Annotated in this window: 11 protein-coding genes and 1 pseudogene; 7 read left to right on the forward strand and 5 right to left on the reverse strand. The window is 69.3% G+C overall.

The annotated features are described in order from the left end of the window. Positions 1–112: pseudogene (locus tag ACFVWD_RS29605) on the forward strand (type I restriction endonuclease subunit M); the annotation flags it as partial. Between the two features lie 93 nt (positions 113–205). Continuing rightward, positions 206–975 (forward strand): IS5 family transposase gene (locus ACFVWD_RS29610; protein ID WP_389600578.1). Its coding sequence is split into 2 segments (ribosomal slippage): positions 206–500 and positions 500–975, totalling 771 coding nucleotides; the frame shifts between segments, so codons are not numbered across the junction. 260 nt (positions 976–1235) lie between these two features. On the opposite strand, the gene ACFVWD_RS29615 is transcribed toward ACFVWD_RS29610, so the two are convergent. Continuing rightward, positions 1236–3407, reverse strand: coding sequence for a hypothetical protein (locus ACFVWD_RS29615; RefSeq protein ID WP_389600456.1), 2172 nt, complete (start codon positions 3405–3407; stop codon positions 1236–1238). Between the two features lie 292 nt (positions 3408–3699). Continuing rightward, a complete protein-coding gene (locus ACFVWD_RS29620; protein WP_389600458.1) occupies positions 3700–4569 on the reverse strand; it encodes a helix-turn-helix transcriptional regulator in 870 nt (289 codons plus the stop codon). A gap of 152 nt (positions 4570–4721) precedes the next feature. Between ACFVWD_RS29620 and ACFVWD_RS29625 the strand changes: the two genes are divergently transcribed. The 3 genes from ACFVWD_RS29625 (at position 4722) to ACFVWD_RS29635 (ending at position 7014) form a co-directional block, all read left to right on the forward strand. Next, positions 4722–5591, forward strand: coding sequence for an SDR family NAD(P)-dependent oxidoreductase (locus ACFVWD_RS29625; protein ID WP_389600460.1), 870 nt, complete (start codon positions 4722–4724; stop codon positions 5589–5591). A gap of 113 nt (positions 5592–5704) precedes the next feature. Next, complete coding sequence (locus tag ACFVWD_RS29630; RefSeq protein WP_389600462.1) at positions 5705–5953, forward strand: hypothetical protein; 249 nt, start codon at positions 5705–5707, stop codon at positions 5951–5953. 62 nt (positions 5954–6015) lie between these two features. Then, the gene (locus ACFVWD_RS29635) at positions 6016–7014 is read left to right on the forward strand and encodes an aldo/keto reductase (protein ID WP_389600464.1); all 999 of its coding nucleotides are present in this window, start codon (positions 6016–6018) and stop codon (positions 7012–7014) included. A gap of 355 nt (positions 7015–7369) precedes the next feature. Here the strand turns inward: ACFVWD_RS29635 and ACFVWD_RS29640 are convergent, their stop codons facing one another. Continuing rightward, positions 7370–8890, reverse strand: coding sequence for a nitrilase-related carbon-nitrogen hydrolase (locus tag ACFVWD_RS29640; protein WP_389600466.1), 1521 nt, complete (start codon positions 8888–8890; stop codon positions 7370–7372). Between the two features lie 256 nt (positions 8891–9146). Between ACFVWD_RS29640 and ACFVWD_RS29645 the strand changes: the two genes are divergently transcribed. Continuing rightward, positions 9147–10415, forward strand: coding sequence for a sensor histidine kinase (locus ACFVWD_RS29645; protein WP_389600467.1), 1269 nt, complete (start codon positions 9147–9149; stop codon positions 10413–10415). Continuing rightward, entirely contained in the window at positions 10412–11200 is a 789-nt protein-coding gene (locus ACFVWD_RS29650; protein WP_389600469.1) for a response regulator, read from the forward strand. Before ACFVWD_RS29645 ends, ACFVWD_RS29650 begins: the two co-directional genes overlap by 4 nt. Positions 11201–11435: 235 nt before the next feature. Here ACFVWD_RS29650 and ACFVWD_RS29655 read toward each other — a convergent pair whose 3' ends face one another. After that, positions 11436–12302: a GNAT family N-acetyltransferase gene (locus ACFVWD_RS29655; protein ID WP_389600470.1), complete on the reverse strand. Its 867-nt coding sequence runs from the start codon at positions 12300–12302 to the stop codon at positions 11436–11438. Positions 12303–12634: 332 nt separating this feature from the next. After that, the gene (locus tag ACFVWD_RS29660; protein WP_389600471.1) at positions 12635–13312 is read right to left on the reverse strand and encodes an LAETG motif-containing sortase-dependent surface protein; all 678 of its coding nucleotides are present in this window, start codon (positions 13310–13312) and stop codon (positions 12635–12637) included. Between the last annotated feature and the right edge of the window lie 261 nt (positions 13313–13573).

The following is a 13573-nucleotide window of genomic DNA, read 5'->3' on the forward strand; positions in this document are numbered from 1 at the left end:
CCGGACCGGGCTGCGCGCCGAACACGAGAAGCAGATCGACGAAGAAGCCCGTGCAGCCCACTGCGCGAAGATCGAGCAGGCCGCCAGGTCGGCCGTACCAATCAAGGCTTAGAGGTTGTCTCACGTGACTTGATGTTCGTGCGGCATGACGCCGGTCGTGGGTGCTGATCTGTCGAAGCGTCTGGTTCCTGATGAACTCTGAGAGCTGGCCGCCCCGTTGCTGCCGTCGTTCGCTGCTCGTCCGCAAGGTGGTGGGACCGCTCCGTGTGACGAGCGGGCCGTGTTCACGGCAGTGGTGTACGCGCTGACCAGCGGCTGTGCCTGGCGGCATCTGCCGCCGACGTTCGGCACGTCGCCCGCCACCGCGCATCGCCGCTTCACGGTATGGACCGAGGCCGGCCTGTGGCGTCGGCTGCACCGGGCGGTGCTGGACGAACTCGGGGCCCGGGGCGAGGTGGACTGGACCTCGGCGATCGTCGACGCGGCCTCCGTTCGCGCCAAAAGGGGGGATCGCTGACCGGGCCGAACCCGGTCGATCGCGGCAAGAAGGGCAGCAAGCTGCACGTGCTGTCCGATGCCCAGGGCATCCCGCTCGCCGTCGCCGTGTCCGGCGCGAACATGCACGGCAGCCTCGCCCTCAAGCCGCTCATCCGCGGCATACCCGCCGTCCGCTCCCGTCGGGGACCACGGCGGCGCCGACCCGTCAAACTCCGCGCGGACAAGGCGTACTTCTCCGCCGAACACCTGGCCTGGCTGCGCGAGCGCGGGCTCGTCGCGCGCATCGCGCGGCCCGGCATCGAGTCCGGCGAACGCCTCGGTCGGCACCGCTGGAAGATCGAACGGTCGATCGCCTGGCTCTTCGGCTACCGCCGCCTCACCGTCCGATACGAACGAAAGGGCTCGCGCTTCCTCGCCTTCCTCGGCCTGGCCGCCGCCCTGACCTGCTACAAGAAGCTCGCGAAACGTGCCACGTGAGACACCCTCTTAGCCGCTTTCACGGCGGAGGAGAAGGAATCCCTTTCATGACCTCGCCGCAGGCGATGCCATCAGTCGGCTCGGGACCAAGCCGTGTTCGTTTGCCGAGGGTGATGACCGTCGGCGCACACGAAAACTGGGAGGCGCCGCTCGGGCGCCTCCCAGTCGAAGCCGACGGCGAGGAAAGCGAAAGAACTTGTTTCAGGAAAGGAATTGAGAAGGAAGCCCCTTCATGGCCTCGCCGTGGGCAACGTTAGCACTCAGCCCGGGATCAAGTCGCGTAGATTTTCGAGGGTGATGACTCGGGAGTCCGGGTGCAGCCCTTCGGGACGTTCGAGACCGATGTACATCACGGGCTCGTCCGGGACCGGCTCGCCGTCCCACAGATCCACGGCCGTGGCGTCGTCGGACATCAGGTCGATCAAGTACCGCACCGTCAGATACTCGCGCTCTGCGATGGCGCGTACCACCTTGGACACTGACACCTGGTTCTCCTCGATCCGGTTGGCCGACGAGATGCCCTTCAGATACAGGTGCAGCCACTTCGCGCGCCACCGTCCGTCGTCCTCGCGCCGGAACACCAGCGGCAGCGCCACTCGACCCACCCCGCGAAGCTCCGACTTCATCCGCACCGTGCGAGGCTCGAACGGCCGGCCCTTCTGCTGACCGTCGCGCAGCATGAAACCGAAGAACGACTCCTCGACCTCTTCGAAGCTCTCGCCGGCGTAGATGTTGACCTGCGGAACGATGAATGTGCTACGTACTCGGTCCAGCGACAGGTTGATGAATTCCGAGGCCCCTTCGGGCGCCTCGGTGACATCGCCCGAGTGCCGGCCGCCGACAGCCTTGAGGGAGGTGTAGGAGAGCCAGGAGTCGGTGCTGTAGTCGGCGTGGAGAAGCAGCGCCGAGAGGTCGTAGTCGGTCCGGTTCTCGGTCTGCTTCCAGTACACGAAGAAGCGCAGCTGTTCGCCGTCGACCGCCGAGACCGAACCTCGCGGCAGTACGCCGAGTCCGGCCGCGGTCGCCCTGCCGCTGAGCGGGAGCGCCACGTCGAGGACATCAGGGTCGAGCAGAAGCCGGCCCGGCGCTGGGAGCCTGCGGCGCATCTCGGCGTCGAGGGCGGCGATCAGACGATCGCGGTCGGCAGCCGGGATGATCGGCCGGCAGTCGGGGGTCACCCAGCCGCGGCCCCGGCGGTTGACGAAGATGCGGGGTTCGTCGGTCTCTCGCTCCCGGTTGTGGAAGTGCTCGCGGACCGAAAGCACTACCCGGCCGGAGACTTCGGGAGCGACCCGCACCGCGGCGGCCACCACCGCGTCCCGCTCCTCCTGGTCGGCGGCGATGCGCAGCAGGAGGTCCAAGGCGCGGAACAGCTTGCCGGGAGCGGACTTCAACAGCTGCACCGCACCGAGGACGTCGAACTCGTCGAGCAGCTTCTCGACACGGCTGTCGAAGGACCGCGCCTCCTTCTCGCCCCGAGCTACGGCGAACACATCGGCGGCGTGCGGCCAGCGCGGGTACTCGTGAGGGTGGAGACGCTCACCGAGCCGCTTGAAAGGCTCGCGGTGCGCGTGCACATCGGCCAGCTTGGCGGGGTTCGCCGCGACCACCGTGTCGAGGCCCGCCAGCAGCGCACGGCGGGTCGGCCGCGAGAGAGCCCGAAACCGGGTCGGCTCCTGCAGCGTCACGTCGCCGCCCGACAGCGCGCAGGCCAGCCGCAGCACATCAATGACGGTGTCCAGCAGAAGGTCCGCGCCGACAGCGAGACGGGCCTCGTTGACGACCGCCCGATTCTCCCGGACCGGGATCGACTCCGGCTGGGGGCCGAGCGCGCACCGCTCGGCGAGGGTCTTGAGGTCGCGCAGGTGGTCCTCGCCCAGTGGTGTCGTGCTGCCCGCCAAGGCCAGGTACAGGTCCGTCAGTTCGTCGTCCAGGTCCCGCCCGAGGTGCAGGACGGTCACCCGGTCGCCCGCCGAGGCGATCAACTCGTCCTGCGCCGCGAGCATCTCCTCGTAGGTGTGCTGGTAGCGGCCGTACGTGGGGAGGCTGAGCAGGTCCAGCACCCCGTGTGCCAGCTGCGTCAGCACGTTCTCGCGAGACTTGTCGTCGCCGAGCGCCTTCGTCACACACCGCATCCAGAACTCTTCGGTGTCCGGCACGTTCGCTGGAAAGTCGATGAAGTACGAGTTGTGCCGGACGTGGTCGCCCACCATCTCGCTCACGGTGCGCAGCGTCCGCTTGGCAGTGTGCAGGACCGCGGCCTCGGACAGCCCCGACAGCCGCTCCAGCAGCTCCGCCGAGAGCTTGAAGCCCACGGATGTCAGCGCCGCGTCGAACTGCCGTGCGGCGGTGGTTCCTTCCCCGGCGGAGCCCTTGGGGGAGGAGAGGCGGTGGGTGTGCCGGATGACCAGCGATTCGAGACTGTGCGCCATTCGGGGATGATCGCAGAGGTGTGCGAGCCGGCGCACAGGAGTTTTCTTGTACGCGCCCCGACGCCCTGATCACACCGGCCACAGCGAGATCATCTCCCCCGTGACCGACGGTTGCGCCGAAAGTCATGGGACAGCCCTTGCGCTCTCGTGCGCGGTTGGTTGTGGCACGTCGAGGCCTGGGGACCTGACGGTGTTCGCGCTCGAAGGCCACTCCACCAACCGGCCCGGCAGCGTTACGAACCGGTTCGATGGGATCCGTTCCGAGGCGGTGTCGCCGACGCCGCGCGTGGCGTCACTCGATTTCGGCGGCGAATTGGTCGGTGCCCAGCACGGTGAGCAGGGCGAGTTTCTCGTGGCTTTCCGTGCCCGGGGTGGCGGTGACTATGAGAAGCGACTGGCCCTGGTCCGGTTCGAGCAGGAGTTGGCAGTAGAGGTCCAACTGTCCGACCTGGGGGTGGACGAACCGTTTGGTCTCGCTCCACCGCAGGCCCACCTCGTGGCGCTCCCACAACCGGGCGAACTCGTCGCTGATGCGCAGCAGGATGTCCGCCAGGTCCGCCGCGGGGGAGCCGGGCCCGTCGCGGGTGACAGCCGCGCGCAGCAGCGCGGCGTTGGTCCGGCTGTTGTCGTCGTACTGCTCGGGGTGGTACCGCTCGCGGGCGGCCGGATCGGTGAACCAACGGTACGTCGCGCTGCGGGCGTTGCCGGTGTACTGGGTCTGCTCGCCGAGCAGTGCCACCGCGGACGGCGTCTGCAGCAACGTCTCGCCCAGCGGGCCCATGACCTGCGCGGTGGTACCGGCCAAGCCGTCCATGACCCGCATCAGCCCGGGGCTCACGTGGTGAAGCCGCAGGTCACGGCGGGCGGTGCGGTAGCCGGCGAGCAGGAACAGGTGATCACGCTCGTCCGGGGTCAGCCGCAGGCCGCGGGCGATGGCCGCGACCATCTGCTCGGAGGGTTGTGGCCCGTCGCCGCGCTCCAGCCGGGCGAAGTAGTCGGCGGACATGGTGCACAGCTCCGCCACCTCCTCGCGGCGCAGGCCCGGAGCGCGTCGGCGTTGTCCGCGGCGCAACCCGACGTCCTCCGGTTGCAGCGCCGTACGGCGGGTGCGCAGGAAGGCACCCAGGGACGAGCGGTCGAACGTATGGTCCATGGTCCTCATCGTTGGCCATCCGGCGCGGCTTATCCACGACCTGCCAGTCAGTGGTTGCGCGTGTCCTTCCAGCGCCCGTGGCGCGGCGAGTTCACTGGCGAAGCGATCACCGGTCGCCGCGAACCCACAACCGCGAACCACGAACCACGGAGCCAAGGCCCATGACCACCATGACCAGTTGGACAGCGAACGACCTCCCGGACCTGACCGGCCGGACGGCCGTGATCACCGGTGCCGGCCGTGGCCTCGGCCTGATCACTGCACGCGAGCTCGCGCGTGCCGGTGCCTGCGTCGTACTGGCGGTACGCGACACCGACAAGGCCCGCCGCGCCGTCGCCGACCTGCCCGGCACCTTCGACATCCGACCGCTCGACGTGTCGGATCTGACCTCGGTGCGCGCCTTCGCCGACTACTGGTCCGGCGACATCGACATCCTGATCAACAACGCCGGCGTCATGGACATCCCCGCCGCGCGCACCGCCGACGGCCTCGATCTGCAGACCACCACCAACTACACCGGACCCTTCCTGCTGACCACCTTGCTGCTCAAGCACATCACCGACCGAGTCGTGCACGTCACCAGCGAACTGCACAAGCAGGGCAGGATCGACCTGGACGACCTCGACTGGCGGACGCGCAAACACAACGGGATGCGTGCCTACGAGGCCTCGAAGCTCGCCGTCGTCCTGTTCTCGCTGGAGCTGCAGCGCCGACTGACGGCCGCCGGCAGGCCGGTGCGCTCGGTGCTCGCGAGCCCGGGCATCGCCCGCACCACGCTGGCGGCCCACTCCCGGTCGAACGTCATCAACCGGTTCACGTTCCTCACCAACGCCCCGGAGCGCGGAGCGCTGTCGTTGCTCTACGCCGCGACCCAGGACGTCCCCGGCAACTCCTACGTCGGGCCGGACGGCCTGGGCGGCTTCCGGGGCTCCCCGGCCGTCCGCCGGCAGGGCAAGGCCGGCCTCGACGCGGCCATGGCCGGCCGGCTGTGGGACGCGACCGCCGACCTCGTCGGGGCGGTCGCCCGATGAGCTATCGGAGAGTTATCTGGAGGCCGCCGACCACGCTGAGATCTACGTATCGCACAGCTGTCCCGAACAGACCGTCGACCTCGGCGAGATCCGGATGAACTACGCCGTGGCCGGTGATCCTCGAACTGGGCCGGTTCAGCGCGGCCTTGCAGACCGGCTACTTCATTCTCGGGGTACGCGCCGCCGGGCTGCATGCCGACCCGATGAGCGGCTTCGACCGCGACGGCATCGACCGCGAGTTCTTCCCCGAAGGGCGCCTCACGTCGCTGCTGCTGGTGAACATCGGACACCCGGACGGCGAGGACTCCTGGCGCGAGCGGCAGGCGCGGCTTCCCGGCGACGGGGCGCTGCGCTGGGCATAGGCCTCGCTCGGACCCCTCGGACGCCTCGGAACCTTCCATCCCCACGACGAAATGGTGGAGACATGACTTTGCAGACACACAAGATCGGCGAGCGAGGACTGGTCGCCTCCGTCCAGGGCCTCGGGACCATGGGCATGACCGCGATGTACGGCACCCCGGACGAGGCCGAGGCGATCAGGACTGTTCACCGCGCGGTCGAACTGGGCGTCACGATGTTCGACACCGCGGACATGTACGGGCCTTTCAGCGGTGAGGAACTGCTCGGGCGGGCGCTGAAAGGCCGCCGTGACGAACTGATCGTGGCAACGAAGGGCGGTGGTGTCACTCTCGACGAGACCGGGAAGATAGTCGGCGGCCCCAACGGGCGCCCCGACTACCTGAGGGCGTGCGTGGAAGGCTCGCTGCGCCGACTGGGCACAGCGCACATCGACCTGTACTACCTGCATCGGCTCGACCCAGGTGTGCCCGTCGAGGAGACATTCGGCGTCCTCGCTGATCTGGTGACGGAGGGAAAGCTGCCGTACCTCGGAATCAGCGAGGTGTCCCCAGCGACTATCCGGGCAGCGCACACAGTGGCCACGCTGTCGGCGGTGCAGACCGAATACTCGTTGTTCAGCCGCAACGTCGAGGTCAGCGGCGTGCTCGACACGGTCCGTGAACTGGGCATCGGTTTCGTCGCGTACGCGCCGCTCGGCCGCGGCTTCCTCACCGGGGCCGTGCGATCGGTGCACGACCTTCCGACCCACGACTTCCGTCGCAGCTCCCCGCGCTTCGCCCACTCGAACCTGGAACAGAACCTGTCCCTTCTCGACCGGATCGTCGCGACGGCAGACAACCTCGGCGTGACGACTGGTCAACTCGCCCTCGCCTGGGTGCTCGCCCAAGACGGAGTCACGGCTCTCCCCGGAACGAAGCGGCGCACCTGGCTCGAGCAGAACGTCTCCGCTGCCGCCATCGAACTCGGCCCCGCAACCATCGCAGGGCTGAGCGCCGCGATTCCGGTCGGAGCCGCGGCAGGAGACCGCTACGCTCCGATGGGCATGGCCTCCATCCAGGAGTGATCCCGCTACCCGCCCCAAGCGACCGACATCGTTGGTTCGAGGTGAGTAAGCCGGCTCACGAGTTGGGCGTGTTTCCGCAGGCGTCCGCGAACGGCGTTCCCTTCGGGCGACCGAACCAGCCGACGTACTCGCCTACTTATAAGGAGATCGCTGTGCCCCAGACGCCGTCGAACCTGGGGGAGGGGCTCCCGAGTACCCCTCCGCGCGGCGAATCAGGGCCGACGTGAGTAGCCGGCACCGGCTCTTGGCTCAGGCGGGGGCTCGTGCTCGTAAGCCGCGGACGATCCGGTCTCGGTGCCACCCGGCGGGGAAGGCGGGCGACACCGAGGCCAGCTCGCTGTCCAGGTCCGGCGCCTCAGCGGCGGTCGGGGTGTAGCCGTTCCACTCCGTCAACACGGTCAGAGCCCTTCGGCCCGGCGGATGCGGGGCGCCAGGGGCAGGTCAGAGCCGTGACGGTGAGCGCGGCGACTCCGGCCAGGCAGAGCCAGGCGAAGAGATCACCGATCCGGTCGTAGACAGTGGTGCCGCCGTGCGTGGGCACGTAGGCCACAATGGTCTGTCGGCCGGTTGTGAAGTAGTCGGTGGTGGCGAGGGCCCGGCCCTTGTTGTCGTAAGCGGCCGAGACGCCCTCGGCGTCCTGACGCACCATCGAGTAGCCGCCCTCGATGGCTCGCAGGCTCGCCTTCATGGTGTGCGCGCCGCCGTATGCCTTCCAGTCGTGGGAGGGAACGAGCATGATGTCGGCCCTGGTCCGCATCATGGCGGGGAAGTCGGCGTCGTAGCAGATGACATTGGCGATACGGCCGTACGGGGTGTCGGCGACGGGCACGTGGCCGTCACCGGGGGTGAACTTCTCCGAGCCGGGGATGGGATGCGCCTTCTGATAGGTCCACAGCACCTTTCCGGCGGGGTCGATGAGGACTGCCTCGTCCCTGCCGTAGGCGGGGGCGGTCGTGCTGTAGACACGGAGGCCGATCTCCAGATAGACCCCTGACCGACGGGCCTGCTCCTGTGCGTTCGCGATGGCGGCGGACTCGTGGGCCTCCTGGGTCCTGACGCCCTCCTCGGGCCAGACCACGATCTTCGCTCCGGCGGCGGCCTCGCGTCGGGTGGACGCGAGCAGGTCGTTCTCGACGGCGGTCATCGCGGGCTGCACTGTCGAAGCGGGAGCGGCGGCGATACCTGCCGACCCGCCGGTGATCCGACCGAGCGCGGTCTTGAGGTGATCGGTCACGGTCCGGTCAGGGCTCACCCCGGCGATCCGCACGGTCGTACTCGTGGACGGACTGAAGGCGAGCCGGGCACTGCCCGTGAGCACGACGGTCAGCAGGACCGCCCCGTAGACCAAGCCGCCGCGCCACGAAGGCCGTTCCCAGATCCGGTTGACGGTGCTGGCGAAGTACGCGATCAGGAATCCGATCCCCCACGAGCCGGTGACCGAGATGATCTGAAGGAGCGGGAGGTCACCGTACTGGGTGACGGCCTGCGAACCGTAGGCCGTCCCGAATGGCGACAGCACGGTGATCAGGAACTCGCCGCCCGCGACAGCAGCGGGGAAGGCCAGGGCCGCCACCGCGGGACGCAGCCGGTTGATCAGCAGTCTGTCGGCCAGGAACGGCAGCGTCTGCAAGGCGGCGAGGGCAGCCGCGCCCGCCGCGGTCACGGGGTTGAGGCCGATCGCCGACTCCTGGATCCAGAAGACGGCGGCGGCGGTGTGCGCCGGCCAGATCCACAACGCCCCGGTCCATGCGCGGCTGAGGCGGGTGAAACGCAGCAGGAGCACGGGGAAGATCCAGGCCGCGGCGGCGATGTCCCACCGGCCGCCCACCGCGAACAGCATCGTTCCGGTGCCGAGAAGCAGGAGGAGCGGCCGCACGGCGGGCGCGGAACCTCTCTGATTCTTGGGGGCGTTGCTCGCGTTCGTCGCGCCGCGCTGAGGCCGTGCCGTCGGACTGGTTCGCCCGACAGGGGGGTTTGACACCGGGAAGTTCGTCATGGAAAAGACGCTAGGAGGGCGCTTGCGCCGGCGCCTCGGTCCCGATGGCGATCTCCCGGGCGGCCGCGCAACTATCGATGCACCCCTGACGAAGGATCCGCCGAGCCCTCGTCTTCCTCTAACCTGACGAACCGAAATGAGCACTCTCATGTATGCCGCGCCACGAGCCGTGCGGCGATGGGCAGCCGACCGGCCGCGTCTGACGGATGTGGCTCTGGGCGGTGGCATCACGCTGTTCGATGTGACCACGGTGCTGGACCGCACACCGGAGCCGGACGGCTGGGGAGTGGCCCTGTGGGGCATGCAGACCGCTCCGCTGCTGTGGAGGCGGACACGCCCATGCGCCGTCCTGGCGGCGATGACCGTCCTCTACGTGGTCTTCCAGATACTCAGCCCGATCCACGGCCGGATACCCGGCCCGTTCCTGCTCATGATCGGCGTGTACGGCGTGGCCCGCTACGCGACGGCCTCGGCGAGCCTGCCGGGGACGCTGCTGTGCCTTGCGTCGGCCACCGCCGCCGACGCCCTCACCGGGCACTGGCAGAGCCCGCGTCTCGGATCGCTGGAGCCGATCAGCGCCACGACGTTCGTCTTCTTCTTCACCCTTGCCTGGACCCTGGGGTACGGCAGGCGCAGGATCGGCGCCGACGCCGCACGCCTGCGTGACCTCAATCAGCGTCTCAGGGCCGAGCAGGAGCGCAACGCCCGGCAAGCGGTGGTTACCGAACGGGCCCGCATCGCACGAGACTTGCACGACGTGGTCGCCCACCATGTGAGCGCGATCGCCGTTCTGGCGCGAGCCGCCGAGGAGGGCATGGCGAGCGGCGTTCCACCCACCGTGGAAGCCGCAGGAGCCGCAGAAGCCGCAGAAGCCGCGGAAGCCATGAAGAGCGTCGGTCTCATCGCGCGGACAGCCGACACCGCGCTCATTGAGATGCGCCGCCTCCTCGGACTGCTGTCGTTCCGGGAACAAGGGCTCGCGCCCGAACCGTCGTTGTCCTCGGAGCATCTTGAGCCGCTCATCGGCGCCGCGACGTCGGCGGGGTGCCGGGTGACGTACGTGTCGGACCTCCGGGCGCGGACCGATCCGTCCACCGGCATGCTGATCTCGGCCTACCGGATCATCCAGGAGGCACTGACGAACGTGATCAAGCACGCCGGGCCTGTCGGCGTGCGGGTCACCGTGCGAGGTGACGACTCCCGCCTCACGATCGAGGTCGAGAACGACCCGGCACCACCGGGCCACCGGTCCGTTCCCGGCAGCGGCCGTGGGCTCGTCGGCATGCGCGAACGTGTGGCGGCCTTCGACGGCGTGCTGCGGGCCGGCCCGCGCGAGGACGGCGGCTGGCGACTGTGCGCTGTCCTTTCCGCGAAGGCGTCTCAACCGGCGGAGGAGAGCGTATGACCGTACGAGTGCTTCTTGCCGACGATCAGGAGATGGTCCGGACCGCGCTCCGGCTGGTCATCGACCGCCGTGAGGACTTGTCCGTCGTCGGCGAGTCAGCCGACGGGGAGCAGGCTGTCGCTCGCGCGATCGAACTCCAGCCGGACGTCGTGCTGATGGACGTCCGTATGCCCGGCATGACCGGCGTCGAAGCCACGCGGCGCATCGTCACCAACTGGCCCGGACCGGGCGAGGCTCCGCGTGTCCTCGTGCTCACCACATTCGATCTGGACGAGTACGTGCACGCGGCGCTGCGGGCCGGAGCCGCCGGCTTCCTGCTGAAGAACAGCCCTCCCGACCAGCTCGCCCAGGCCATTCGCGCGGCAGCAGGCGGGGACGCCGTACTCGCCCCGAGCGTCACGCGCCGCCTCATCGACACCGTCACCGCGTTGCCTGCCGCCCTGCTGCCCAACGCCCCCGTTCACCTCGACCCCGCACCGTGCGAGGGCGGGCCGGAAGAGGCGCTGGACGGGCTGAACGCGCTGACCGAACGCGAACTTCAGGTCCTTGTCCTGGTCGCCCGAGGCATGTCCAACGCCCAGATCGCCACGGCTCTCGGCCTCAGCGAGGGGAACGTGAAGAGCCGCGTCAACCGCATCCTCACCCGCCTGGGACTGGAGAACCGTGTTCAGGCCGCACTGCTGGCTCACCAGGCCGGTCTCACCGGAAACATCCGGATGGCGACAACGCCCACCTCTCAGCAAGCCGTGGCAGGCAGGACCGGTGATCCGGCGGCTTCCTCTTGACCGCCGACACAGCCCGCCTGCGCCGGGACACCCGCACCGGTGTCTACGTAGAACGACGCGTCACCGGGGGCAAAACATGACGAGAAGCCATCCGATGCGCCAAACGCTGCGTCTCCCGCGTCAACACCCACCGATTTCATCCACAGGGGCATCAAGCACGGATACGTCTTCCTCGGGACCGTCACCGCTGCCACACTCCTCATCTGGCTCCGCTCGTGATCGAGGAGACCAGGCACTAAGCGTCCCGGTATTGGTCCCGGACCTCGGGGCGTTGCTGGAAGCCGGCTGACTCGTAGGTGGCTACGGCGCCGACATTGGAGCTCGGGGTACAGACGATCGCGCTCGACGAGCCCAGCTCCTGGAGTGCGGCCGCCGCGGCGACGGTGATCGCCTCGCCGTAGCCGTGACGGCGATGTTCCCGGTGAACGCCCATCGGTTCGAGCAACCCGGGCCTACCCGGGCCGGCCGACCACACCGTCACCGCCGCCACCGCGTTGCCCTGCTCGTCGTACGCGACCAGGCACCGGGCGTCGGCGTACGGCAATCCGGCCGCCATCGCGTGCCAGCGCTCGTCCGTGAACCTCGACCCGTCGAACGCTGCCCGATGTACGTTGGCGAACACGTGCGCCTGCTCCGGCCCGACCGCCTTGATCCGCACGCCCGGGTCCTTCACGGGCTCCGTGAGGTCGCGGCGCAGTGGCGTCCACGGCTCGTCGGCTCTCCAGCCGTCCTCGAACAGCAGATCTTGGACCAGTGCACCCATCGGCGCCTCGATGTTCACCCTCCCCTCGGGCAGCACGCCGCGCTCCGGCTCGGTCACATCTTCGACCAGTTGCCGCGCCAGTTCCTCGCCCCGCTGAGCGTCTGGCGCGATCGTCAGCCGCAGCAGCCCGGGACCGTCCAGCAGCCCGACGGCGAGAAACTGTCCGTCCCGGCTCCACGTCCGGACCGCCGCGGCCGTCGCCTCCGCACCTGACCGCCAGAACCAGCCCAGGTCCCCCGGATGCAGTTGCATCGGCGCCCCCTCGTACTGCCACTCCCGAAGCACGCCCACAGCCTCGCTCAGCCCGTCGACTCCGGGCTTGCCCAACACAATCGCCATACCCCCGATCACACACCACCGCACCGACATCCCGCACCGGCACTCCGCACCCGGTTCCGACCGGCCCTCGGCGGGCCGATCGCCATTGCCGCTGCCGAACAGGCCGCTGACGCTGCCCGCGAGTGCGACCGCCCCTCCGGCGTTTGCGTCCGAGGGGACCTGTCGTCGGGGACGGTCCGCAAGGCCGTGGACCCGGCCTGCCCGAGCCCCGGAAGAGGCTCCCGCCGTGGGCTACCGGCCTGGACCCGTGCAAGCCGGTGGTCGCCGGGCAGGGGTCGTACGTATCGTCAGACGCATACGACCCCTACCCTCGGCCCGGCACGAGTCCGCGGTCAGTGCCGTCCGGCCGCCGTGCGGCGACGCATCACGAACAGCACGCCTGCGCCGGCGGCGATCACCGCGGCGGCCGACCCGGCGATCAGCCCGGTATCGCTGCCGCCTCCGGTGTCGGCGAGTCCGGTCCCCGCAGCGGGCGAGGATGTGGACGGCGAAGCGAGCGGGGACGTCGAGGACAACGGCGCGGCGGCCGTGGAGGTCGGCGTCACGGTGGCGGTCGGCGACGCCGAGGGGGCCGGCCCAGCCGTTGGGGTGCCGGACGGGTGGGAAGCGGCAGGCACGCACGGGGTGTCCGGGGAGATCGGCAGGTCCGTCAGCCGCTCGTCGACGAGATTGCCCGCCGTCACCGAGACGTTCCACTGGTAGCCCTGGAGCCACGGCACCAGGATCGTCGTGCTCGCGCCTGCCGCCGTGGGGTGGTCGATGTGTCCGGTGCCGACGGTCTCGCCGTCGGTACCGACCGCCATCCGGATCCGCACGGTGATGTCCGCGGGCGTGCCGGTTGGGTCCTTGTCCGTGACCGTGATGGCGGCCCGGGCCTCGCCGGTGCTGGTGTCGCACGTCACCTTCGCGGTGAAGTCGCCGATGCTGCAGGCATAGGCGTCACCGGAGGCCAGGAGCACGGCAGTTGTTGCGGCCACGGCGGCAGCGGTGACGGCACGCTTGGATATCACGGGTCCCTCCCCAGGGAACGTTCCACGAGGGGTGCCCTGCTCGGGACCCCCGCTGGCCGCGGGCGCACCCCGCGGAAGGCTTCGAGGGGCCCGGGGGCCCGCAGGGAGCGGCTCATCATGTCACCCCGGCGGACTGTCGACGCACCGGCCCCAAGCCGTGCACCCACTGACAACGCGGCCCCGCTCACAACCCCGGACAACTCGCCCGTCATGGTGGAGACCGCGCCCCCTGCTGGGCTGCGGATGACTTCCGCTCTCGGC

It is taken from the genome of Streptomyces sp. NPDC058086, from assembly GCF_042885015.1.
In the GTDB taxonomy this organism is placed as follows: domain Bacteria; phylum Actinomycetota; class Actinomycetes; order Streptomycetales; family Streptomycetaceae; genus Streptomyces.